General features: G+C 61.9%; 21 protein-coding genes. 6 read left to right on the top strand and 15 right to left on the bottom strand.

Features of this window, described 5'->3' with window-relative positions:
* Positions 1 to 63 precede the first annotated feature (63 nt).
* The 8 genes from hutH (L6D80_RS08175) to hutC all read right to left on the bottom strand — a co-directional run bounded on the left by hutH (L6D80_RS08175) (position 64) and on the right by hutC (position 9,348).
* Positions 64 to 1,596: a histidine ammonia-lyase gene (gene hutH, locus L6D80_RS08175; protein WP_176512580.1), complete on the bottom strand. Its 1,533-nt coding sequence runs from the start codon at positions 1,594 to 1,596 to the stop codon at positions 64 to 66.
* A 21-nt stretch (positions 1,597 to 1,617) separates the two neighbouring features.
* Positions 1,618 to 3,141, bottom strand: coding sequence for a histidine ammonia-lyase (gene hutH / locus L6D80_RS08170; RefSeq protein WP_054900357.1), 1,524 nt, complete (start codon positions 3,139 to 3,141; stop codon positions 1,618 to 1,620).
* 8 nt (positions 3,142 to 3,149) lie between these two features.
* Complete coding sequence (locus L6D80_RS08165; RefSeq protein WP_054900358.1) at positions 3,150 to 3,980, bottom strand: quaternary amine ABC transporter ATP-binding protein; 831 nt, start codon at positions 3,978 to 3,980, stop codon at positions 3,150 to 3,152.
* Positions 3,977 to 4,828, bottom strand: a complete 852-nt coding sequence (locus tag L6D80_RS08160; RefSeq protein WP_176512581.1) for an ABC transporter permease — start codon at positions 4,826 to 4,828, stop codon at positions 3,977 to 3,979. Before L6D80_RS08160 ends, L6D80_RS08165 begins: the two co-directional genes overlap by 4 nt.
* A 26-nt stretch (positions 4,829 to 4,854) precedes the next feature.
* Positions 4,855 to 5,823 (bottom strand): ABC transporter substrate-binding protein, encoded by a 969-nt coding sequence (locus L6D80_RS08155; RefSeq protein ID WP_054900360.1) that lies wholly within the window; start codon positions 5,821 to 5,823, stop codon positions 4,855 to 4,857.
* 174 nt (positions 5,824 to 5,997) lie between these two features.
* Entirely contained in the window at positions 5,998 to 7,677 is a 1,680-nt protein-coding gene (gene hutU, locus L6D80_RS08150; protein ID WP_054900361.1) for a urocanate hydratase, read from the bottom strand.
* A gap of 388 nt (positions 7,678 to 8,065) precedes the next feature.
* A complete protein-coding gene (locus L6D80_RS08145) occupies positions 8,066 to 8,641 on the bottom strand; it encodes a HutD/Ves family protein (protein ID WP_176512582.1) in 576 nt (191 codons plus the stop codon).
* Positions 8,638 to 9,348, bottom strand: coding sequence for a histidine utilization repressor (gene hutC, locus L6D80_RS08140; RefSeq protein ID WP_176512605.1), 711 nt, complete (start codon positions 9,346 to 9,348; stop codon positions 8,638 to 8,640). The genes L6D80_RS08145 and hutC overlap by 4 nt, the downstream gene beginning before the upstream one ends.
* A gap of 145 nt (positions 9,349 to 9,493) precedes the next feature.
* Here hutC and L6D80_RS08135 point away from each other — a divergent pair, with 145 nt between their 5' ends.
* Positions 9,494 to 10,858, top strand: coding sequence for a formimidoylglutamate deiminase (locus tag L6D80_RS08135; protein WP_176512583.1), 1,365 nt, complete (start codon positions 9,494 to 9,496; stop codon positions 10,856 to 10,858).
* Between the two features lie 59 nt (positions 10,859 to 10,917).
* Here the strand turns inward: L6D80_RS08135 and L6D80_RS08130 are convergent, their stop codons facing one another.
* From L6D80_RS08130 to L6D80_RS08110, 5 genes are all read right to left on the bottom strand, one after another.
* Positions 10,918 to 11,490, bottom strand: a complete 573-nt coding sequence (locus L6D80_RS08130; protein ID WP_176512584.1) for a lipocalin family protein — start codon at positions 11,488 to 11,490, stop codon at positions 10,918 to 10,920.
* A complete protein-coding gene (bamE, locus tag L6D80_RS08125; protein WP_054900366.1) occupies positions 11,487 to 11,741 on the bottom strand; it encodes an outer membrane protein assembly factor BamE domain-containing protein in 255 nt (84 codons plus the stop codon). Before bamE ends, L6D80_RS08130 begins: the two co-directional genes overlap by 4 nt.
* Positions 11,742 to 11,920: 179 nt before the next feature.
* Positions 11,921 to 12,517: a DUF924 family protein gene (locus L6D80_RS08120; RefSeq protein WP_054900367.1), complete on the bottom strand. Its 597-nt coding sequence runs from the start codon at positions 12,515 to 12,517 to the stop codon at positions 11,921 to 11,923.
* Between the two features lie 3 nt (positions 12,518 to 12,520).
* Positions 12,521 to 13,531, bottom strand: a complete 1,011-nt coding sequence (locus L6D80_RS08115) for a class 1 fructose-bisphosphatase (protein WP_054900368.1) — start codon at positions 13,529 to 13,531, stop codon at positions 12,521 to 12,523.
* Positions 13,532 to 13,761: 230 nt separating this feature from the next.
* Positions 13,762 to 16,212, bottom strand: a complete 2,451-nt coding sequence (locus tag L6D80_RS08110) for a glycogen/starch/alpha-glucan phosphorylase (protein WP_176512585.1) — start codon at positions 16,210 to 16,212, stop codon at positions 13,762 to 13,764.
* 189 nt (positions 16,213 to 16,401) lie between these two features.
* On the opposite strand from L6D80_RS08110, the gene L6D80_RS08105 reads away from it, so the two are divergent.
* The 3 genes from L6D80_RS08105 (at position 16,402) to L6D80_RS08095 (ending at position 17,467) form a co-directional block, all read left to right on the top strand.
* Positions 16,402 to 16,806, top strand: coding sequence for a YkgJ family cysteine cluster protein (locus L6D80_RS08105; protein WP_054900370.1), 405 nt, complete (start codon positions 16,402 to 16,404; stop codon positions 16,804 to 16,806).
* 92 nt (positions 16,807 to 16,898) lie between these two features.
* Positions 16,899 to 17,072 (top strand): hypothetical protein, encoded by a 174-nt coding sequence (locus L6D80_RS08100; protein WP_176512532.1) that lies wholly within the window; start codon positions 16,899 to 16,901, stop codon positions 17,070 to 17,072.
* Between the two features lie 134 nt (positions 17,073 to 17,206).
* Complete coding sequence (locus L6D80_RS08095) at positions 17,207 to 17,467, top strand: DUF3077 domain-containing protein (protein WP_054900371.1); 261 nt, start codon at positions 17,207 to 17,209, stop codon at positions 17,465 to 17,467.
* A gap of 129 nt (positions 17,468 to 17,596) precedes the next feature.
* On the opposite strand, the gene typA is transcribed toward L6D80_RS08095, so the two are convergent.
* Positions 17,597 to 19,417 (bottom strand): translational GTPase TypA, encoded by a 1,821-nt coding sequence (gene typA, locus L6D80_RS08090; protein ID WP_027921032.1) that lies wholly within the window; start codon positions 19,415 to 19,417, stop codon positions 17,597 to 17,599.
* A gap of 125 nt (positions 19,418 to 19,542) precedes the next feature.
* Entirely contained in the window at positions 19,543 to 20,997 is a 1,455-nt protein-coding gene (gene thiI, locus L6D80_RS08085; RefSeq protein ID WP_176512586.1) for a tRNA uracil 4-sulfurtransferase ThiI, read from the bottom strand.
* Between the two features lie 449 nt (positions 20,998 to 21,446).
* Between thiI and glnA the strand changes: the two genes are divergently transcribed.
* Both glnA and L6D80_RS08075 read left to right on the top strand, forming a co-directional pair.
* Positions 21,447 to 22,853 carry a type I glutamate--ammonia ligase gene (gene glnA, locus L6D80_RS08080; RefSeq protein WP_054900373.1) on the top strand — a complete coding sequence of 469 codons (1,407 nt, stop codon included), beginning with the start codon at positions 21,447 to 21,449 and terminating at the stop codon, positions 22,851 to 22,853.
* A gap of 153 nt (positions 22,854 to 23,006) precedes the next feature.
* Complete coding sequence (locus L6D80_RS08075; protein WP_176512587.1) at positions 23,007 to 23,549, top strand: chorismate mutase; 543 nt, start codon at positions 23,007 to 23,009, stop codon at positions 23,547 to 23,549.
* The last annotated feature ends 79 nt before the right edge of the window (positions 23,550 to 23,628 follow it).

The following is a 23,628-nucleotide window of genomic DNA, read 5'->3' as shown; positions in this document are numbered from 1 at the left end:
GACGGCACCGGGCACTTCGAAAATCAACAACCTGTGGGCGATGGTGGTACGGCCCTGCCGGCATTACAGGCTTGGCAGCACGCCGGCGGGCAACAACCCTGTCAGTTTCCCTTCGGCCAACAACGCGCTGGCTACCTCGATATCGGGGGAGAAGAACCGGTCGCGGTCATAGTGCGGCACTTCGCGGCGCAGCACCTGGCGCGCCTGCTCAAGCTTGACCGAGGTTTTCAGCCCCTCGCGCAGGTCCAGGCCCTGGCACGCGCCCAGCCACTCGATGGCCAATACACCACGGGTGTTCTCGGCCATCTCCCACAGACGCTTGCCCGCGGCGGGTGCCATGGACACGTGGTCTTCCTGGTTGGCCGAGGTCGGCAGGCTGTCGACACTGTGTGGATGCGACAGCGCCTTGTTCTCGCTGGCCAGGGCCGCCGCCGTGACCTGGGCGATCATGAAGCCGGAGTTGACCCCGCCGTTTTCCACCAGGAACGGCGGTAACTGCGACATGTGCTTGTCCATCATCAGGGAGATACGGCGCTCGCTCAGCGCGCCGATTTCAGCGATGGCCAAGGCCAGGTTGTCGGCCGCCATGGCGACGGGCTCGGCATGGAAGTTACCGCCCGAAACCACATCGCCTTCGTCGGCGAACACCAGAGGGTTGTCCGACACCGCGTTGGCCTCGATCGCCAGCACGTCAGCGGCCTGCCGCAGCTGGGTCAGGCATGCGCCCATGACCTGAGGCTGGCACCGCAGCGAGTACGGGTCCTGAACCTTGCCGCAGTGCTTGTGCGACAGCGATACTTCGCTGGTGTCGCCCAGCAGGTCGCGGAAGCAGGCGGCCGTGTCGATCTGCCCAAGCTGGCCACGCGCGGCATGGATGCGCGGGTCGAACGGCGAACGCGACCCCAGCACCGCCTCGACGGTCAGGCCGCCGCAGGCGATGGCCGCGGCGAACAGGTCTTCGGCCTGGAACAGGCCGCGCAGGGCATACGCGGTGGACGCCTGGGTACCGTTGAGCAGTGCCAGGCCCTCCTTCGCGGCCAGGGTCAGCGGCTCGAGGCCCGCCACCGCCAGGGCCTCGCTGGCCGACAGCCATTCACCCTTGTAGCGGGCCTTGCCCTCACCCAACAACACCAGCGACATGTGCGCCAGCGGCGCCAGGTCGCCGGACGCACCGACCGAGCCCTTGAGCGGAATATGCGGGTAGACCTCGGCATTGACCAAGGCGATCAGCGCATCGATGACCTTGCGGCGAATGCCGGAGAAACCACGGCTGAGGCTGTTGATCTTGAGCACCATGATCAAGCGCACCATGGCGTCGTCCAGCGGCGCACCGATGCCAGCGGCGTGGGACAGCACCAGTGAGCGCTGCAGGTTTTCAAGGTCATGGCTGGCGATACGGGTCGAGGCCAGCAGGCCGAAGCCGGTGTTGATCCCATAGGCGGTGCGATCCTCGGCGATGATCCGCTCGACAACGGCAACGCTGGCATCGATGGCCGCACCTGCACTGGCATCCAGGCTCAGACGCAGCGGTGCCTGGTGAATGCGGCGCAGCTGGGCCAGGGTCAGGCGGCCAGGAATGAGGTTCAGGGCTTCCATGGGCTTACTCCTTGTGATTGTTCAATGCAGTGTCGACAGCACCGGCTGCGGCCCTTGCGATGCTTTCAACAGCGCAGCGGCCTGGGCGATGTCCGGCGCCAGCCAGCGGTCCTGCAGGTAAGGCGGTACCTGTTCACGGAGCAAACGCCAGGCGGCGCCGGTACCGACACCGAAGCGCTGCTCCTTGAGGAACTCGAAAGCCTGAGCTGCCAGCAGGTACTCGATCGCCAGTATCTGGGTGCAGTTCTCCAGCACCTGGTGAAGTTTGAGCGCGGCGTTGGTGCCCAGGCTCAGGTGGTCTTCCTGCAGGCCCGAGGTGACATAGTTGTCGAGCACTGCCGGTTGCGCCAGCTGGCGGTTCTGCGCGCACAACGAGGCGGCGACGTATTGGGCGATCATCATGCCGGAGTTGACCCCCGGTTCACTCACCAGGAACGCCGGCAGGCCACTGACGTGCGGGTTGACCAGGCGATCCAGGCGGCGCTCGGCAATCGAGCCGATCTCGGCCATGGCGATGGCCAGCAGATCGGCAGCCATGGCCACCGACTGACCGTGGGGGTTGGCCTGGGACACGACACGGAAATCTTCCGGGGTACCCAACAGCATCGGGTTGTCGCTGACCCCGTTGAGCTCGGCCTCGATCTGCCGCACGGCATGGGCCAGCTGGTCACGAGCCGCGCCGTGCACTTGCGGAATCGAACGGATGCTCAATGCATCCTGAGTGCGGATGCCTTTGCTGGAGGCGATCACTTCGCTGTCAGCAAGCAGGGCGCGCAGGTTTTCACCCACCTGCTGCATGCCCGGGTGCGGTTTGAGCGCGATGATCTCGGGGTCGAAGGCTGCGATCTGGCCACGCTGGGCCTCGAAGCTCATGGCACCGATCACGTCGGCCCATTGCAGCAAGCGGCTGGCGTCTTCCAGGGCCAGGCTGGCCAGGCCGGTCATGCACGGCGTGCCATTGACCAGGCACAAGCCGTCCTTGGCCCCCAGCTGCACCGGTGCCAGCCCTTCGGCGGCCAGGGCCTGAGCCGCCTCGACGACCTGCCCTCGGTAACTGACCTTGCCGATGCCCAGCAGGCATACGCCGATATGGGCCATGTGGGTCAGGTAGCCGACGGAGCCCTGAGATGGAACCTGCGGCGTAATACCGTGGTTGAGCAGGGCCAGCAGCGCTTCGACCACCGCGCGCTGGATACCGGACTTGCCTTTGCTGTAGTTGGCAATAGCAGCACAGATGATGGCCCGGGTTTGCTCGTCAGGCAGCACTGGGCCCACACCACAGGCGTGACTGAGCAGGGTGTTGCGCGACAGTTGGCTGAGCTGCTCACCCTGTAACGACACATTGCACAGCGCGCCCAGGCCGGTATTCACGCCGTAGGCCCGCTCACCGCTTTCAACGATATGGCGCACGATCGCCTGGGCATTGTCGATCCCCGCCCACACCGCCGCAGCCAGCTCCAGGCGTGCGCCATGTCGGGCCACGGCGGCGATGTCCTGCCAGCGCAGTGGGGCGGTAGTGATGACTACAGTTTCAGCTTGCGACATGGTGCTCCTCATACCGCGACCGCGCGGCGCTGGACGAAACGGTCGACATATTCGTCGGCCGGGTTGTGGAGGATCTGTTGGGGGGTGCCTACCTGGATCAGACGGCCGTCCTTGAGGATGGCGATGCGGTTGCCGATGCGCACGGCTTCGTCGAGGTCATGGGTGATGAAAACGATGGTTTTGTGCAGGGTCTTCTGCAGTTCCAGCAACTGGTCCTGCATTTCGGCACGGATCAGCGGGTCCAGGGCACTGAAGGCCTCGTCCATCAGGATGATGTCGGTGTCAGCCGCCAACGCCCGGGCCAGGCCGACGCGCTGGCGCATACCGCCAGACAGCTGGTGCGGGTACTTCTTCTCGTAGCCTTTGAGGCCCACCGTCTCGATCCACTGCTGGGCACGCTCGGCACACAACTGCTTGCTCTCGCCACGCACCTTCAGGCCATAGGCGACGTTGTCCAGCACGTTGCGGTGCGGCAGCAGGCCGAAGCTCTGGAACACCATGCTGATCTTGCGCCGGCGGAATTCGCGCAGGGCCTCCATGTCGTACTGCAGGATGTCCTCGCCATCCACCAGGATCTGCCCACTGGTGGGGTCGATCAGGCGGTTGAAGTGGCGCACCAGGGTCGACTTGCCCGACCCGGAAAGGCCCATGATGACGAAGATTTCGCCGCTGCCGATGGACAGCGACAAGTCGTTGACCCCGACCACGCAGCCAGTCTGCGCCAGCACCTGCTCCTTGCCCTGCTGGTTGCGGATAAGCTGCAGAGCCTCTTCGGCGCGATCGCCGAAGATCTTGAAGACGTTCTTCACTTCGATCTTGCTGATCGGCTGCGTGCTCATTTGCTCACCTCATGGCGTGGCCGGCCATAGGCCTGGGTAATGCGGTCGATCACCACCGCGAGAATAATGATGGCCAGGCCCGCTTCGAGGCCACGGCCGACGTTGAGGGTCTGGATGCCCACCAGCACGTCCTCGCCCAGGCCACGGGCACCGATCATCGAGGCGATCACCACCATCGACAGGGCCATCATGGTGGTCTGGTTGATACCCGCCATGATGCTGGGCAGGGCCAGGGGCAGTTGCACGCCGAACAACTGCTGCCAGCGGTTGGCGCCAAAGGCGTTGATCGCCTCCATCACCTCGCCGTCTACCTGGCGAATGCCCAGGTCGGTCAGGCGGATCAGCGGCGGCGCGGCATAGATCACGGTGGCGAAGATCGCCGGCACCTTGCCCAGGCCGAACAGCATCAGCACCGGGATCAGGTAAACGAAGCTGGGCATCGTCTGCATGATGTCCAGCAACGGCATCAGCACCGCGCGCAGGCGGTTGCTGCGCGCCGACAGGATGCCCAGGGGGATGCCCACCAGCACCGAGATCAGCGTGGCTACCAGCATCAGTGCCAGGGTCTGCATCAGTTTGTCCCACAGGCCCACGGCGCCGACCAGGAACAACAGGCCAGTGATTACCAGGGTCGGCAGGAGGCGTCGTGTCGCGTGCCAGGCGATCAGCGCTACCACACCGAGCATCAGCCACCACGGGGTGGCGCGCAACAGCCCTTCGAGGCTGACGATAGCCCACAACAGGGTGTCGGAGATGTGCCGGAACACATCGCCGTAATTGGTCACCAGCGCATCGACCCAACCGTTGACCCAGTCGGCGATGGAGAATGTCAGGTTGTCAGGAAACATAGGTCCCACTCATCAGCTGAGGACGCTTAAAGCGCCGCGTTGATTTTCTTGGCAGCCTCTTCGCTGACCCAGGCCTGCCAGACTTCAGGATGTTCCTTGAGGAACAGCTTGGCCAGTGCCGGCGATTCGATTCTTTCCTTGGTCATGCGCGCCAGGTTCTGGTTCAGCAGGTCGATAGGCAGGTTGACCTTCTCCAGCACCGCAACCAGTTCAGGGGCTTGCTCGTGGAAGGCCCTGGACAGGCCGACCTTGATCGAGACGGTCTTGTCCACACCGTCTTTTTCCTGCAGCTTGACCAGGTCGACCTGGCCCATCAGCGGGGTTGGGGTCCAGTAGTAGAACAGGATCGGTTCGCCGCGCTTGTAGCTCGACAGTACTGCAGCATCCAGCGCCGGGCCGGTGCCGGGGCGGAAGTTGGTGTAGCTGCTTTCCAGGCCGTATTCCTTGAGCATCTTGGTGTTGTCCAGCTCGCAGGTCCACCCGGCCGGGCAGTTGTAGAAGCGCCCCTTGCTGGGCTCTTCCTGGTCTTTGAACACACTGGCGTACTTGCTCAGGTCTGCCACGCTCTTGAGTTCAGGCGCCTTGGCCTCGAGCTTGCGCTTGGCATCGCCCTCGATCACGTAGCGGGGTACGTACCAGCCCTCCTGCGCGCCCACGACCGGGGCGCCGACGCCGACCACCTTGCCGGCGGCTTCGGCCTTCTTCCATACCTCGCTGCGGCCGACCCACTCTTCGGCGAAAACTTGAATGTCATTGGTGCCCAGGGCGTTCTCCATGGTGATGGAGTTGCCGGGCAGGCTATCGGTGGTGCAGCCGTAGCCATTCTTCAGCACAAATTGCATCACATCGGTCAGCAGCATGCCGCTTTCCCAGTTCAGTCCGGCGAACTTCACCGGTTTGCCAGACTCGCACCAGCCAGCCGCCTGGCTGCTGCCGGCAAAGCCGAGCAGGCCAAGGGTGAACAGCGAGGCAAGCAAGGTCTTATTGGTTTTCATTGCGTGACGCTCCCAAACTTGAAAGTGGAAATCGGCAGTCCTTGCAAGCAAAAGGGCCGATCAGGGGGCGCTTCGCGGCCCTATCGCTGGCAAGCCAGCGCCCACATGTACCGCGTTGAACCCTGTGGGCGCCGGCTTGCCGGCGATAGGGCTGCGCCGCAGCCCCAGGGCCTATCAGCCAGTAATCATCGGCAGATTCAACCCCTGCTCTTTGGCGCAATCAATCGCAATCTGATAACCCGCATCGGCATGACGCATCACCCCGGTGGCCGGGTCGTTGGTCAGCACCCGGGCGATACGCTCGGCCGCTTCATCGGTGCCGTCGCACACGATCACCATGCCAGAATGCTGCGAGAAGCCCATGCCGACGCCGCCGCCATGGTGCAAGGACACCCAGGTAGCACCGCTGGCGGTGTTGAGCAGGGCGTTGAGCAGTGGCCAGTCGGACACGGCATCCGAACCGTCCTGCATGGCTTCGGTTTCACGGTTGGGGCTGGACACTGAACCGGAGTCCAGGTGGTCGCGGCCGATCACGATCGGTGCCGACAGCTCGCCGCTGCGCACCATCTCGTTGAACGCCAGGCCCAGCTTGGCACGCAGGCCCAGGCCAACCCAGCAGATACGTGCCGGCAGCCCCTGGAAGCTGATGCGCTCGCGGGCCATGTCCAGCCAGCGGTGCAGGTGAGCGTCGTCAGGGATCAATTCCTTGACCTTGGCGTCGGTCTTGTAGATGTCTTCGGCGTTGCCCGACAGCGCAGCCCAGCGGAACGGGCCGATGCCGCGGCAGAATAGCGGGCGGATGTAGGCTGGGACAAAGCCTGGGAAGTCGAAGGCATTGGCCACGCCTTCTTCCTTGGCCATCTGCCGGATGTTGTTGCCGTAGTCGAAAGTCGGCACACCTTGTTTCTGGAAGTCCAGCATGGCCTGCACGTGCACGGCCATGGACTGCTTGGCCGCCTTGACCACGGCAGCCGGCTCGGTCTGGGCGCGGTCACGGTACTGCTCCCAGCTCCAGCCAGCCGGCAGGTAGCCGTTGAGCGGGTCGTGGGCGCTGGTCTGGTCGGTGACCATGTCGGGGCGCACGCCACGCTTGACCAGCTCGGGGAGGATCTCGGCGGCGTTGCCGTGCAGGGCGATGGAGATGGCCTTGCCTTCGGCGGTGTACTTGGCAATGCGCGCCAGGGCGTCGTCGAGGTCGGTGGCTTGCTCGTCGACATAACGGGTTTCAAGACGGAAGTCGATGCGGCTCTGCTGGCATTCGATGTTCAGCGAGCAGGCACCGGCCAAGGTCGCGGCCAGTGGCTGGGCTCCCCCCATGCCACCGAGGCCGGCAGTCAGTACCCACTTGCCTTTCAGGCTACCACCGTAGTGCTGGCGCCCAGCCTCCACGAAGGTTTCGTAGGTGCCCTGGACGATGCCCTGGCTGCCGATGTAGATCCAGCTGCCGGCGGTCATCTGGCCGTACATGGCCAGCCCCTTGGCGTCCAGCTCGTTGAAGTGTTCCCAGTTGGCCCAGTGCGGCACCAGGTTGGAGTTGGCGATCAGCACACGCGGGGCGTTGGCGTGGGTCTTGAACACGCCGACCGGCTTGCCCGACTGCACCAGCAGGGTTTCATCGTCATTGAGCTGGGTGAGCGATTCAACGATCTTGTCGTAGCAGGCCCAGTTGCGCGCAGCCCGGCCGATACCGCCATACACCACCAGCTCTTTTGGGTTCTCGGCAACCTGCGGGTCGAGGTTGTTCATCAGCATGCGCAGTGGCGCTTCGGTCAGCCAGCTTTTGGCCGTCAGCTTGTTGCCACGCGGGGCGCGGATCTCGACGTCACGGAATTTGTTCAGCTTGTTGTCAGTCACGAAAAGTGCTCCTCGAGCGATCTATCCAAACCCGACGCGATCGGCGGGCCAGTGGTGCGGTCTCTACAGCGCGAAAGGGACGGCCTATCCACTTTCACGCACTTGGCTTTACTTGTACATACAAGCATATGCAATTGAATTGCCAAGTCGCCATCCAGGGCTGCAACCCGCGCCAGGCGGAGGCCTTGCAGACCACGCAGAACAAGGGATAGAGGAGGAGGAAAAAAATTGCGGAGCGCTTAGCGCGGCGAATGACAGGCGGGACAGCATTGCGCCATCTTGGGGCATTCGGTAACAGGGTGCTCCATCAGGAAGCGTTACCGGGTAACTCTCATGGCGGCTTTAGCAGCCCGTTCAGGGGTAAACCGCAAACGGGCCGGTAGCACCATCAGCAAAGCTGAGACAGTTCAATGACGCAGCAGCGGCCCAGCACATCCACTTCCAGCAAACGGTCGTTACTGCCCACCTGCAAGCAGTCATACAGCCCAAGCGCCGGCTGCACCAGGCCATCTATACGCACCTGCAGCTCGGCCTGGGCACTGAACACCAGCACGCTACTGGCAGCAGTGAACAACCGGCTACCGCCGTTGAACCACTGCAACCGCGCCCGGTAACGCGCGGGCGCATAGATCAGGTTGAAATCGCGGATCGCGCCACCGAGCAAGGTGCAGCTCACCTGGCTTTCGCCACTGAACGCATAGGCGTCGAACGGCAGCAGCGGCCGGCTGGGTTCACCGTCCACTGTCAGACGCATGCCATCCCCCTGCAACACGGTAATGATGCGTTGGTAACCGGCAAAGCTAGAGAAGCCACCCGACGCTTCAATATCGGCAATCGACAGGCGCCAGCCAAAACCCTCCAGCCCATCGCCGGCGTCACGGGTGATTTCTTCGGTGAAACCACCGCCGTTCTTCCACGGCATGCGTGGGTAGTCTTTGGCGCGCAACCACTGCAACTGGCTCATTTGCTGAAACGTCCTTCCAGGCGATGACGGGAACCGGGGTGAATCAACCGCGCAGCGGTAACAGGTTGGCGACCGGACCAGGTACGACGGCGGATCAACAGGCACGGTTCGCCACCCTCGATCTGCAGCAATTGGCACTCATCGGCCTCGGCCAGAATCGCTTCGACCACATGCTCACCCTCGGTCAGCGGTGCCACCTGGGACAGGTAGGCATAGGGCGTTTGCCGGGTGAAATCCTGCTTGAGGTAGTCCGGGGCGATCTGTGCGTTGACATAGCGGTCTTCAATCTGCACCGGAAGGCCGTTTTCGTAGTGCACAATCAACGAATGGAACACCCGCTGGCCTTCGCGCATATCCAGGGCCAGGGCACGTTCAGACCCGGCCGCTTCCTCGGCGAGGGTGATGACCTTGCAACTATGCTGATGGCCACGGGCGGCAATCTCGTCGGCAATGTTATTCACCTCGAACAGCGCCGAACGCGTCTTGGGTTCGGCCACGAACGTACCGACGCCCTGCATGCGCACCAGCAACCCTTCGGCAGTAAGCTCGCGCAATGCGCGGTTGATGGTCATGCGGCTGAAGCCCAGCTCGCTGACCAGTTCGCTTTCCGAAGGCACCCGGTGGTGTGGCGGCCAGCTGCCGTTTTCGATCTGCTGGATGATCATCTGCTTGACCCGGGCATACAACGGCGCCGGGCCCTCGCCCATCTGGGCTACCAGCGCGGAGACAGGAGGTGTCGGCACGGCGTTTGGTCCTTGTGCGAATTGATTGAGCGGTAGCTTGCCGGAGTTTACCCGGCAGGCAAACGGCTGTATATGTATATACAAGTTGAACACTAACAGGATAGCGCAAATGCCCGCCTATTTCGCCGAACGTGCCCTGCTACCCAGCGGTTGGGCCGACCATGTCCGCTTTGAGGTAGCCGCCGATGGCCACCTGACCGCCATTGACGCCGGTGCCAGCGCAGAGGGCGCCGAGCGCCTCCAAGGGCCCGTGCTGCCTGGCATGCCCAACCTGCATTCGCATGCGTTTCAACGCGCCATGGCAGGCCTGGCGGAAGTGGCGGGCAACCCAAATGACAGCTTCTGGACCTGGCGGGAGCTGATGTATCGGCTGGTGGGCAAGATCAGCCCCGAGCAGCTGCAAGTCATTGCCCGGCAGCTGTACATCGAGATGCTCAAGGCAGGCTACACCTCGGTGGCCGAATTCCACTATGTACACCATGACCAGGCGGGCAAGCCGTACGCCGACCCTGCCGAGCTGTCACGCCGCATAAGCGCTGCGGCAGCCAGCAGCGGCATTGGCCTGACACTCCTGCCAGTGCTGTACAGCCACGCAGGTTTTGGCGGCCAGGCCCCCAACGAAGGGCAACGCCGTTTCATCAACTCCACCGAGCGGTACCTGAGCCTGCAAGCGCAACTTGCCCCCCTGCTGGCTGCACAACCGGCACAGCAACTGGGCCTGTGCTTCCACTCCCTGCGGGCGGTCACGCCGGGGCAGATTGCCGAGGTACTGGCAGCGGGCAACCCACAATGCCCGATCCACATTCATATCGCCGAACAGCAGAAGGAAGTCGACGACTGCCTTGCCTGGAGCGGCCTGCGCCCTCTGCAATGGCTGTATGAGCATGTGCCGGTAGATTCGCGCTGGTGCCTGGTGCATGCCACCCACGCGCAGCCCGACGAGGTCGCGGCCATGGCCCGCAGCGGCGCCGTGGCCGGGCTGTGCCTGACCACGGAGGCCAACCTGGGCGACGGTATTTTCCCGGCCGTGGATTACCTGGCCCAGGGCGGGCGCATGGGTATCGGTTCAGACAGCCATGTTTCGCTGAGCGTGGTCGAGGAGCTGCGCTGGCTGGAATACGGGCAGCGTCTGCGTGACCAACGGCGCAACCGGCTCTACCGTGAAGACCAGCCGATGGTCGGACGCACGTTGTATGACGCAGCCTTGGTGGGCGGCGCTCAGGCGCTTGGACAACCGGTTGGTGAACTGGCGGTGGGCAAACGTGCCGATTGGCTGGTGCTCGATGGGCAGGACCCGTATATCGCCATGGCGACCGGGGATGCGATTCTCAACCGCTGGCTGTTCGCCGGTGGCGATCGCCAGGTGCGCGATGTGATGGTCAACGGGCAGTGGGTAGTGCGCCAGGGGCGGCATGCGCAGGAAGAGGAAAGCGGGCTGGCGTTTATCCAAGTGCTGCGGCAGTTGCTCGGCTGACGGGTTGCTTTGTCACTGCCCTGTCGCCGGCACGCCGGCGCGGGCAGTGACAAACGGCCTCAATGCATCTGGACGATCTGCTTGTCCGCCGCCCGCCAGATCAGCCGACTGGTGTCATAGCCCTGCTGCCGCGCCTTGGACAGCAAACTCTCGCGCTCCCAAGCTGGCAGGCTCGGCGTACGCGACAGGATCCACAGGTACTTACGATCCGGGCTGCCGACCACCGCGGTGCGATAGCGCTCATCCACGTAGAGAATCCAGTATTCCCCTTTGGTCAAACCGGGCACCAGGCGGGTGAACCAGTTGTCGAACTCTACCCACAACTTGTCGGTATGCCCCGCCTCCTGAATGTTGGCATGGCCTTCTGCACGCAGCCACTCATCGCCCAGGGTGCGGCAGCGGTTGAGCACACCGTACGAACCGTCGGGCTTGAGGTTGTAATGGGCCTCGGACTGGGCGCAATCGCTCTGGTAAGGCATCGGCAGGCGTGCCAGCTCGAACCATTTGCCCTGATAGCGCTTAAGGTCGACATTGCCCGCCGTCTTCGGTGCCAGCGGGTCGTTGCCCGAGGTGGCGCAGCCACCTAACAGCATCACCAGGCACAACCCCAACAGCAGCTGCAGACGCCTCATTTGAGGCCCTGCCCTGAGTACATCAGTACCTTGTCTGCTGCGTATTGCACGCTGATGAAGCGCTTCTCGTCCCCCCAGGTGCAACTGCTCATGCCCAGCGCGCCGGAGCATTCGGTAGGCGTGCCGAGCAGTTGCTCGACTTCGGCCTTGTTCATCCCGGCCTTGAGCTTGGAGTAGTTTTCCTGATTGATCTTGCTGCACGCAGTCAGGACGACGCACAAGGACAACAGGGCGAGGGAACGCAACGACATGAAGGGACACTCCTGGAAGGTGGACACAGGCGAGTGGCCTGCAGGGACCTTCGACGGGAAAAACGGTCCCTGGTTCCCTCACACACACCCTTTCGTTCTACACCGTTGGTCGACAGGCAGGAGGCGGCAGGTTTTTTGCGCGTAAAGCAAAGGGGGCCGCATTGCGGCCCCCTGGTCTTTCAGAATCTGGACCCTGGTTCAAGCAGGAAGTCCATCTCTTCACTGGTGCTAGGCCGCTCCAGCAGCAGGTTGCGATGCGGGAAGCGGCCGAATCGGGCGATCACCCGCTGGTGCTGCTGGGCATAGTCGAGGAACCCCTCGAACAGCCGACGATTGGCCTCCGGCTGCTCATCGAGCAGCACCTGATAACGCTCGACGCACAGGTTCTGCCAGTCCAGCACCTCGGCATGCTCCAGCACCAGCAGCACGAATACCCGCTGGATCGGCAGCAGTTGGTAATCCCAGCCTTTTTGCAGGCCCTGCATGGCCACCACCTGGGCACGCCGGTCACCCTCGAAAGCGCGCGGTGTGTCGCGGTAGATCATGCGTGGCAGCTGGTCGAGCAAGAGCAGCAGGCCGAGCCAGCCCTGCGGACTCTGCTGCCATTCGTCCAGCCCACCCGCCAGGGCATGCTCGACCAGGTCGCCGAACAGCGCCTGGGCGTCAGCATCGTGATGCTTGCCGAACCACAGCGTGCTCTTCTCGTCAGCCACGGCCTGGGGACTGGCTCCCCAACCGAACCACCATTCCAGCAACGGCTGCCAAGGTGCGAGCATGACTTACTCCTTGTGGTAGGCGGTAACGCGCTCGACCTCTTCCTTCGAGCCGAGAATGACCGACACACGCTGGTGCAGGCTTTCTGGCTGGATGTCGAGGATGCGATCGTAACCGTTGGTGGACGCGCCGCCGGCCTGTTCGATGATGAACGACATCGGGTTGGCTTCGTACATCAGGCGCAGTTTGCCCGGCTTGCTCGGTTCACGAGCGTCGCGCGGGTACATGAACAGACCGCCACGGGTCAGGATACGGTGCACGTCGGCCACCATCGAGGCGATCCAGCGCATGTTGTAGTTCTTCTTCAGCGGGCCGGTCTCACCAGCCAGCAATTCGCCCACGTAGCGCTGTACCGGGGCTTCCCAGTGACGCTGGTTGGACATGTTGATGGCGAACTCAGCAGTGGTTTCCGGTACGCGAATGTTTTCGTGGGTAAGTACGAAGCTGCCCAGTTCGCGGTCGAGGGTGAAACCCTTGACGCCATTACCCAGGGTCAGGATCAGCATGGTCTGCGGGCCGTAGATGGCATAACCGGCGGCAACTTGCTGAGTACCTGGCTGCAGGAAGGCGTTTTCGTTGAGGGTTTCGTTCTGGCTCAGGTATTCGTTAGGGCAACGCAGTACCGAGAAGATGGTACCGACCGAGACGTTGACGTCGATGTTCGACGAGCCATCCAGCGGGTCGAAGACCAACAGGTAAGCGCCTTTCGGGTATTTGCCCGGGATCTGGTAGGCGTTGTCCATTTCTTCGGACGCCATGCCGGCCAGGTGGCCGCCCCACTCGTTGGCTTCAAGCAGAATGTCGTTGGAAATCACGTCCAGCTTCTTCTGCACTTCGCCCTGCACGTTTTCGGTGCCCATGCTGCCCAGCACGCCGCCAAGGGCGCCCTTGGACACGTGGTGGCTGATTTCCTTGCACGCACGCGCCACCACTTCGATCAGGAAGCGCAGATCGGCAGGGGTATTGTTGCTGCGGGTCTGCTCAATCAGATAGCGACTCAGGGTAACGCGGGACATGTATGGCTCCGAACGGATTGGGGGAGAAAAACCCCCGCAGTTTACAGTGAGAGTTGAATGCTAGCGAGCAAAGAGACTCGCTGGGCAGTCAGACGGCACATTATGTCGGTAGTTCAGCGTTGGCTGCTTTTGCAGTCCATTCGCGGGTCAAGCCCGCTCCCACACAAGGTAACGGAGATCCTGTGGGAGCGGGCTTGACCCGCGAATGGGCCGCCACGCGGCCCCAGCACTCACTCCAGCGCCTTCCAGATATCGGTCGCGTACTCGCGAATGGTCCGGTCCGAAGAGAACCAGCCCATCCGTGCCGTGTTCAGCACTGCAACGCGCCACCACTCCTGCGGTGTATGCCACAGCTCCTCGACGCGCCGCTGGGCATCCCAGTAGGCATCAAAATCGGCGCAGACCAGGAAGCGGTCGTAGGCCACCAGCCCGTCAATCAGCCCGGCATAGCGCCCAGGATCATCCGGCGAGAACACACCACTGCGGATCGCCTGCAGTACATCGTTCAAGCGGTTGGAGGCGGCTAGCGCGGCACTGGCACCAAAGTCGCCGGCACGCTTGCGCGCCTCGACCTGCTGCGCAGTCAAACCGAAGATGAACATGTTGTCGGCGCCCACCTGCTCGCACATCTCCACATTGGCACCGTCCAGGGTACCGATGGTCAAGGCGCCATTGAGCCCGAACTTCATGTTGCTGGTGCCGGACGCCTCGTAACCGGCCGTGGAAATCTGCTCTGACAGGTCCGCGGCAGGGATGATGCTTTCCGCCAGGCTGACGTTGTAGTTGGGCAGGAACACCACCTTGAGCAGGCCGCGCACGGTAGGGTCATTGTTGACCACACGGGCGATATCGTTGGCCAACTTGATGATCAGCTTGGCCTGGTGGTAGCTGGCCGCAGCCTTGCCGGCGAAGATCTTCACCCTTGGCACCCAGTTGGTACCCGGGTCGTTACGGATGGCCTGGTACAGCGCCACGGTGTGCAGCAGGTTGAGCAACTGGCGCTTGTACTCGTGGATGCGCTTTACCTGCACATCGAACATCGCCTCTGGGTCGACCGTAACCCCCAGGCGGTCCTGGATGATGCTGGCCAGGGCGCGCTTGCTGTGCAGGCGCTGGGCGGCGAACTGCTTACGGAAACTGGCCTTGTCGGCGAAGGGCACCAGGTTGGCCAGCAGCCCCTCGGGGTCGTCCAGCAGCTCCGGCCCCAGGGCCTCGACCAGCATCGTCGTCAACTGTGGGTTGGACTGGTAGAGCCAGCGGCGGAAGGTAATGCCGTTGGTCTTGTTGTTGATGCGCTGGGGGTAAAGCTTGTGCAGCTCGGCGAACACCGTGCTCTTCATCAGTTTGCTGTGCAGCGCCGACACCCCGTTGACGCTGTGGGAGCCAAGAAACGCCAGGTTGCCCATGCGCACCCGGCGGCCGTTGTCCTCCTCGATCAGCGACACCGCCCGCAGCACGTCGAAGTCGTGCAGGCCTTTGGCGCGCAGTGCGTCGATATGGTACGCGTTGATCAGGTAGATGATCTGCATGTGCCGCGGCAGCATGCGCTCCATCAGTGCCACGGGCCAGGTTTCCAGAGCCTCGGGCAGTAAGGTGTGGTTGGTGTAGGCCAAGGTACCGACGGTCAGCTCCCAGGCTTTGTCCCATGGAATTTCATGTTGGTCGACCAACAGCCGCATGAGTTCGGCCACGGCAATCGACGGGTGGGTGTCGTTGAGCTGGATAGCTGCCGCATCCGGCAGGTTGAGCAGGTCTTTATGCATGTTCAGGTGGCGGCGCAGCAAGTCTTGCAGCGAAGCGGAGACAAAGAAGTATTCCTGGCGCAGGCGCAACTCCTGCCCGGCCTCGGTGCTGTCGGCCGGGTAAAGCACCCGCGAGATGCTTTCAGCCCGCGCCACTTCCGCCACCGCACCCAGATGATCACCGGCATTGAAGCGCTCCAGGTGCAGCTCCTCCAGAGCTCGCGCACGCCAAAGGCGCAAGGTGTTGACACTGGCACCGCGCCAACCGACCACCGGCGTGTCGTAGGCGACCGCCCGCACGGTTTCGCCCGGCCACCAGACCTGGCGCTGTTGGCCATGGACGTCGAGCACCGTTTCGACGCTGCCGCCGAAACTGATCGGGTAGATCACCTCGGCACGCTCGAACTCCCAGGGGTTACCGAAGTCCAGCCAATTCTCGGTCTGTTCCTGCTGCCAGCCATCGACCATGGCCTGGCGGAACAGCCCGTGTTCATAACGGATGCCATAACCATGGGCAGCAATCCCCAGGGTCGACATGCTCTCCATGAAGCAGGCCGCCAGACGGCCAAGACCGCCATTGCCCAAGGCTGCATCAGGCTCGAGCAGGCGGATGCGCTCGAGGTCCACGTCCAGCCCTTCCAGCGCATCGCGGGCGATGTCCAGCAGGCCGAGGTTGCTCAGGCTGTCATAGAGCAGGCGCCCGATGAGAAACTCCAGGGAGAGGTAATACACACGCTTCTGGCTGCGCCGGTACGACTGACGGGTGTGATCCATCCAGTGATCGACCATGTGATCACGGGCGGCCAGGGCAATGGCTTCGAACCAGTCGTGGTCGAAGGCGTGCTCCGGGTCCTTACCGACCGCATAGGTCAGTTTATCCAGTACAGCGGCGCGAAATTCGGCCACCTCGGCGTCACGTGCTTTAGGTTCCTGGGACATGCGGCATCCTCGGGCAAGTTGACGAAAGCGCAGGGAGAGTGTTGAGACTAGACCCTTCGACAGGGAGTGACAGCCACGGTTCGCAGTTTTCATGCCCGCTTTGCCCATCCGGCAAAAGGTTGTTCACAAATTGAGCAACTCCGGTATGATCGCGCGCCCCAAGACCGTGATCCAGCCCCCTATATAACGATGAAAACGACCCTGATTGCCGCGGCCGAAGTCGACCGCCTGGAAACTTGGCAGCGCTATGCCAGCCACATGTGCGGTGGCTGCCATTCGACCTGTTGCACGCTGCCCGTTGAAGTGAAGATCAAAGACCTGATCCGCATTGGCGTGGTGGACGAGTTCGAGAAGGACGAACCCCCGAAGAACATCGCCAAACGCCTGCAGAAAGACGGCATCATCGAGCGCTTCAACCAGAAGTCGGGGATCTTCACCCTGACCCGCATGAGCAATGACGATTGCCTCTATCTGGATCGTAAGAGCCGGCTGTGCACCATTTATGACAAGCGCCCGGATACCTGCCGGAACCATCCGAAGGTCGGGCCGCGGCCGGGGTATTGTGCCTACAAACCGAAGGCTACCGTTCGCTGATTCAAGTGCCCTTGAGCTCCTACAGGCACTCGCCCCTCTCAGGATCGGTGCAGGACCTGTAGGAGCTGGCTTGCCAGCGATGAGGAGCTTGGGTGACCGGTTTTTCCACCCTGCGTACAGTTGCCGCCTCTACGTGTGGAAACGTTGGTGGCAGTTCCTTAGATCTCACCTACGCCATTGGCAATAACCTCGTTCCCCTGGACCAGGTTGTGGTCAACATCACCCATTACCTGACGATCGCCTACACCCACGGCAGCTTGCATTGATGTTCGACGCTTCGCGGGGCAAGCCCGCTCCCACAAGGACGGCACAGCTTGCGAACCCCTGTGGGAGCGGGCTTGTCCCGCGAACACCGGCGCAGCCGGTGCCATCCATCGCAGTAGTCAGGGGAAATGGACCGATGACAGAAAACGATAAAACAACGCCAGGCAAAACCTTTTTCTACCAAGGCGAAGCCCATGACCAGCCGCTGTTCCAGATAGCCGCCGGCATCCCGTGCCAGAACGCCCGTGAACAAGCCTCTGAACTGATGGGCTATGTACGCGACATGACGCTTACCGGCGTGATGGAAAACGACCAGCAACTGATCTGGGCTTCGCACTACCTGAGTGCATTGGCCAAGGCGCTGTTGGACGATGCCGAGTTGGGCATGATGCGCTGAGCCCGCCTCTGGACCGGTGATTAGGTGCAGCCGCGAAACACAGCCGCCTCCTACAGCCACTTTTCACAAAGCAAACAAAAACGCCCCCGGCCTTTCGACCGGGGGCGTTTTCATTCAGCCTGAGCTAACTCAGTTCTTGGCTTTCTTGGCAGCGCGGGTACGCTCGCCTTCGTCCAGGATCTTCTTGCGCAGACGGATCGACTTCGGCGTGACTTCGCACAGCTCGTCGTCCTGGATGAACTCCAGGGCCTGCTCGAGGGTGTGGCGAACTGGCGGTACCAGGGCGATGACTTCGTCTTTGCCCGAAGCACGCATGTTGTCGAGCTTCTTGCCTTTGGTCGGGTTCACGCCCAGGTCGTTGTCGCGGCTGTTCAGGCCGATGATCTGACCGTTGTAGATCTCCTGACCGTGTTCAACGAACAGCTTGCCACGCGCCTGCAGGGTTTCCAGCGAGTAGGTCAGAGCCTTGCCGGTCTCGACCGAAACCAGTACGCCGTTGAGGCGGCCGGACATCTGGCCCGACTTCATGGTGTCGTAGCGATCGAAGATCGAGGTCAGGATGCCTGCACCGTTGGTCAGGGTCAGGAACTGGTTACGGAAACCGATCAGACCACGGGCTGGAATGTTGTACTCCAGGCGAACACGGCCCTTGCCATCCGGAACCATGTTGGTCAGGTCGCCCTTACGCAGGCCCATCTCTTCCATGACCTTGCCCTGGGATTCTTCAGGGATGTCGATGGTGACGTTCTCGAACGGTTCCTGCTTCACGCCGTCGACTTCACGGATGATCACTTCAGGACGGCCTACGGCCATCTCGAAGCCTTCACGACGCATGGTTTCGATCAGAACAGACAGGTGCAGCTCACCACGGCCCGATACCTTGAACTTGTCAGGGGAGTCGGTTTCCTGAACGCGCAGGGCCACGTTGTACAGCAGCTCCTTGTCCAGGCGATCCTTGATGTTACGGCTGGTGACGAACTTGCCTTCCTTACCGCAGAACGGCGAGTCGTTGACCTGGAAGGTCATCGAAACGGTCGGCTCGTCAACGGTCAGCGGCTTCATCGCTTCTACCGCGTCCGGGGCGCACAGGGTGTCGGAGATGAACAGCTCGTCGAAACCGCTGATGCAGACGATGTCGCCAGCCTGGGCTTCTTCGACGTCGACGCGGTGCAGGCCGTGGTGGCCCATCAGCTTCAGGATACGACCGTTACGCTTCTTGCCATTGGTGTCGATGGCGACAACCGGGGTGTTCGGCTTGACGCGGCCACGGGCGATACGGCCAACGCCGATAACGCCGAGGAAGCTGTTGTAGTCCAGCGCGGAGATCTGCATCTGGAACGAACCGTCACGGTCAACGTCCGGCGCCGGTACGTTGTCGACGATCGACTGGTACAGGGCGGTCATGTCTTCGCCCATGGCGGTGTGGTCCAGACCGGCAATGCCGTTCAGCGCCGAGGCGTAGACGACTTTGAAGTCCAGCTGTTCGTCGGTGGCACCGAGGTTGTCGAACAGGTCGAAGATCTGGTCCAGAACCCAGTCAGGACGCGCGCCCGGACGGTCGACCTTGTTGATCACGACGATTGGCTTCAGGCCGGCTTCGAAAGCCTTCTTGGTCACGAAGCGGGTTTGCGGCATCGGGCCGTCCTGGGCGTCGACCAGCAGCAGCACGGAGTCGACCATCGACATTACACGTTCAACCTCGCCACCGAAGTCGGCGTGGCCGGGGGTGTCGACGATGTTGATGTGGTAGCCGTTCCAGTTGATGGCGGTGTTCTTCGCCAGAATGGTAATGCCGCGCTCTTTTTCCTGGTCGTTGGAATCCATCACGCGCTCGTCGTTGAGCTCGTTACGCTCCAGGGTGCCGGACTGGCGCAGGAGTTTGTCGACCAGGGTGGTTTTACCATGGTCAACGTGGGCGATGATGGCGATGTTACGCAGATTTTCGATCACAACTGTATCTCGATCAGAGGATTCGGTTGCCGCCAGTCTAGGCGGCCAATATGAAGTTAAAAGCTCAGCGGGCCCGGCGGTCGGGAGGGCGATGGCGGATGCTGCCGCCATACAGCCCTGGCGTCTTATGTCGGACGATAAACACGCACATTGGCATGTCCCTCACTGAGCAGGTGGTGTGCGTGCAAACGGCTCATCACACCTTTGTCGCAATACAGCAGGTACTGGCGAGTTTCATCCAGCTGCTTGAACTTGCTGTTGATCGCATAGAACGGCATGACCTGGACCTCGACGCCCTCGATCACCAGGGGTTCGTCCTCCTGGGCATCGGGGTGACGGATGTCGATGACGATCTGCCCAGGCAGGGCTTCGTGCACTTCCTCGATTTCCACGTCCTTGCCCAACTCGTCGATCACATGGTCGATCGAAATGAACTTGGCACGCTCCAGGGCACGCTCCAGCACGGCCATGTCGAACTGTTTCTCTTCATGCTCCATGCGGTGGCGCTTGGCGTGGGTGGTCGGGTTAACCGAGATCACGCCACAGTACTCAGGCATGTGCTTGGCGAAGTCGGCCGTGCCGATTTCGGTTGCCTGGTCGATGATGTCCTGCTTGTGGGTGGCCAGCAGCGGGCGCAGCACCAGCTTGTCGGTCGCCGAATCGATGATCGACAGGTTCGGCAGGGTCTGGCTGGAAACCTGGGAAATCGCCTCGCCGGTGACCAGCGCGTCGATCTGCAGGCGGTCGGCCATGCGTGCAGCCGCGCGCAGCATCATGCGCTTGAGCGTAACGCCCATGTAGCTGTTGTCGACTTTGTTGAGAATCTCGCCGACCACTTCTTCGAACGGCACGCTGATGAACAGCACGCGCTGGCTGCTGCCGTACTTTTTCCACAGGTAGTGCGCCACTTCCATCACTCCCAACTCGTGGGCGCGGCCACCGAGATTGAAGAAGCAGAAGTGGGTCATCAGGCCACGACGCATCATCTGATAGGCCGCCACGGTGGAGTCGAAGCCGCCGGACATCAGTACCAGGGTCTGCTCGAGCGCGCCCAGCGGATAGCCGCCGATACCCTGATGCTGATTGTGGATCACGTACAGGCGCTGATCGCGGATCTCGATGCGCACCAGGATCTCTGGGGTCTTCAGGTCGATACCGGCGGCGCCGCACTGCTGGCGCAACTGGCTGCCGACGTAGCGGTCGACATCCATCGAGGTGAAGTCATGGTGCCCACCCCGCTTGCAACGCACGGCAAAGCGCTTGCCGGCCAGCAAGTGGCCGAAGTGGTGTTTGCACTTGGCGACGATATCGTCGAAATCACCCAGCGGGTATTGCTCGACCTGCAGGAAATGGGTGATACCCGGGGTGCAGGTGAGGCGCTCGATCATTTCACGCTGGACCTTCTCGTCCTCGACGCGGGTGACCACTTCGAGATTGTCCCAGACACCATCAACCACGAGCTCCGGATCGAGGTCCTTGAGCACGTTGCGGATGTTCTTGCCGAGCTGGCGAATGAAGCGCTTGCGCACCGGCCGGCTTTTGATGGTGATCTCTGGGAAGACTTTGACGATAAGTTTCATTGGTTTAACAGCGCGCGCAGGGCCTGCCGAAAATGAGGGGCGCGAATTATATCGGAAATTGCTCAGGATTTGACCAACTTTTGTACAGAAGGTTGGATTTATATTGGCCGCACCGGCCCATCGCCGGTAAGTCGGCGCCCGCAAGGCAACCCAGCGGTGCGGGACCGGCAGGCAGACGGCAAGGCCCTTAAAGGAAGCACAGATCCTTCACGACGCACCTTTATGGTGCAGATGACTTTGATGCCGCCTCTAAAGGGTGCACTTTTGCCCAGTGACCCTAACGCAAACACCCGCAAACGCCCCCTTTTACCCCGCCCTCGCCATTTTCGGGCACTGGCATGCAAATTGCTCCCTTGTGAGGCAGGTAAGCTTGGCCGACTATCCGCGCCCGGCGACACCCTTTTTCCAGGGCAGCGGCCAACTGCGCCCTCGACCATCCGGAGGACAACATGTCGAAGTCGGTTCAACTCATCAAAGATCATGACGTCAAGTGGATTGATCTGCGTTTCACGGACACCAAAGGCATTCAGCATCACGTGACCATGCCAGCGCGTGATGCTCTGGACGAAGACTTCTTCGAAGTCGGCAAGATGTTCGACGGCTCCTCCATCGCTGGCTGGAAAGGTATCGAAGCCTCCGACATGATCCTGATGCCGGTCGACGAAACTGCCGTCCTGGACCCGTTCACCGAAGAACCGACCCTGATCCTCACCTGCGACATCGTCGACCCGTCGAGCATGCAAGGCTACGATCGTGACCCACGCGGGATCGCCAAGCGCGCCGAAGAGTACCTGAAGAGCACCGGCATCGGTGACACCGTGTTCGCTGGCCCAGAGCCAGAGTTCTTCATCTTCGACGAAGTGAAGTTCCAGTCGGACATTTCCGGCTCGATGTTCAAGATCTTCTCCGAGCAAGGCTCGTGGATGACCGGCGCTGACGTGGAAGGCGGCAACAAAGGCCACCGTCCTGGCGTGAAAGGCGGCTACTTCCCAGTTCCGCCGTTCGACCACGACCACGAAATCCGTACTGCCATGTGCAACGCTCTGGAAGAGATGGGCCAGACCGTTGAAGTTCACCACCACGAGGTGGCGACTGCCGGTCAGAACGAAATCGGCGTCAAGTTCAACACCCTGGTGAAGAAAGCGGACGAAGTACAGGCCCTGAAATACGTCGTGCACAACGTTGCCGACGCTTACGGCCGTACCGCCACCTTCATGCCGAAGCCACTCTACGGCGACAACGGCTCGGGCATGCACGTGCACATGTCGATCTGGAAAGACGGTAAGAACACCTTCGCAGGCGAAGGCTACGCCGGCCTGTCCGACACCGCCCTGTACTTCATCGGCGGTATCATCAAGCACGGCAAGGCCCTGAACGGCTTCACCAACCCGTCGACCAACTCCTACAAGCGTCTGGTCCCAGGCTTCGAAGCCCCGGTAATGCTGGCCTACTCGGCTCGCAACCGTTCCGCCTCGATCCGCATTCCTTACGTCGGCAGCCCGAAGGCCCGCCGTATCGAAGCGCGTTTCCCGGACCCATCGGCCAACCCATACCTGGCCTTCGCGGCCCTGTTGATGGCTGGCCTGGACGGCATCCAGAACAAGATCCACCCAGGCGATGCTGCCGACAAGAACCTGTATGACTTGCCGCCTGAAGAGGCCAAAGACATCCCGCAAGTTTGCGGCAGCCTGAAAGAAGCTCTGGAAGAGCTGGATAAAGGCCGTGCGTTCCTGACCAAGGGCGGCGTGTTCTCCGACGACTTCATCGATGCCTTCATCGAACTGAAGAGCGAAGAAGAGATCAAGGTCCGCACCTTCGTGCACCCACTGGAATACGAGCTGTACTACAGCTGCTGATCTGATCGGCGCCTCGCGCCGATTGCATCACCCCAAACGGCCTTCTTCGGAAGGCCGTTTTTGTTTTTACGCACGTTCAATTCAGACGTCGCCTACAACCAGAGCCTGCTCCCCTGCCCAACAATCGGATCTCCTCGCATCAAGGAGATCACCATGCGCCTCGCCCCAGTCACCCTCACGCTCACGCTCGGCCTGCTCGGCTGCCAGAATGCCTCACCACCACAAACCGAGTTCGCCCCCTTACTGTCGCGCATCGAGCAGCGACTGGACCTCGCCAGCGCCGTCGCGGGCCACAAGTGGGATCAGCAACTCCCTGTACAAGCGACCGATCGTGAACACCAGGTATTGGCTCAGGTCCGCGAAGCCGCACCCCACTTCGGCCTCAGCCCTGGCCGCGCCACTGCTTTTTTCGATGACCAGATCGAAGCCAGCAAACTCATCCAGTACAGCCTGCTGAACCGTTGGGCCGCCCGGGGCAAACGCCCCGCCACTACAGCGCTGGACCTTGCCGACGACATTCGCCCGCGCCTTGACGAGCTCCAGGCCACACTGCTTTTCGAACTGGCTCGTTTCGACCAACAACCGCTGGCACAGTGCCGGAAAAAACTCGCGCAGGCCCTGGCAAGGCGTAGCGACGAACCTGTACGCCATCAGGCACTGGTTCGCGCCACAGCAAACCTGTGCGCGGCACGCTAAGCATGCGAATGCTCTATATTGGTGCGTAATACACCCCCGCGACCCGCAAAGAGGCCCAAAACAGGTCACGTGAAACGGT

Source organism: Pseudomonas ceruminis (genome assembly GCF_021602025.1).
GTDB classification, from domain to species: domain Bacteria; phylum Pseudomonadota; class Gammaproteobacteria; order Pseudomonadales; family Pseudomonadaceae; genus Aquipseudomonas; species Aquipseudomonas ceruminis.
Note: the sequence above shows the minus strand (reverse complement) of the source record. Positions and strands in the feature narration are given on the sequence as shown.